This is a genomic window from Isoptericola croceus (assembly GCF_029382255.1).
Taxonomy (GTDB): Bacteria; Actinomycetota; Actinomycetes; order Actinomycetales; family Cellulomonadaceae; genus Isoptericola; species Isoptericola croceus.
Genome location: NZ_JARLLG010000043.1, coordinates 1 through 366 on the forward strand (window position 1 = coordinate 1; position 366 = coordinate 366).

General features: G+C 50.0%; 1 protein-coding gene. It reads right to left on the bottom strand.

The features are described 5' to 3' along the window. Positions 1 to 355: trypsin-like serine protease (locus PZC42_RS22745; protein ID WP_368860282.1), on the bottom strand; the 355-nt coding region annotated here is incomplete at its 3' end. Between the last annotated feature and the right edge of the window lie 11 nt (positions 356 to 366).

A 366-nucleotide genomic window follows, 5' to 3' on the forward strand; every position in this document is an offset into this window, starting at 1 on the left:
GTCGGGTTGCGTCAATAATTCCCAAGATCCAGTGCATGTAAGCGAATACATCAGTGTTGACAGATGGTCTAGGAGATAGTCCACAGTCTGGAGGTCCATAGGAGACTAAAGCTACCTGGGTATACCTGTTGGTTTCGGGGTCAAGATGGACAAGAGGACCGCCTGAATCACCGTTGCAAGAATCTTTTCCGGGAGTGTAAGCACACATCTGGATTGGGCGAGCACTGAGTCCTCGCCAGCTTCGTTTGCATGCAGCGTTACTGATGACTTGGATGTCGACTTCGCGAAGAACGTTGTCGTCCCCAGTTCCTTTGGTCAAACCCCATCCTGCAACCTTGACGTACTTTCCGACCAGATCAAAACTTT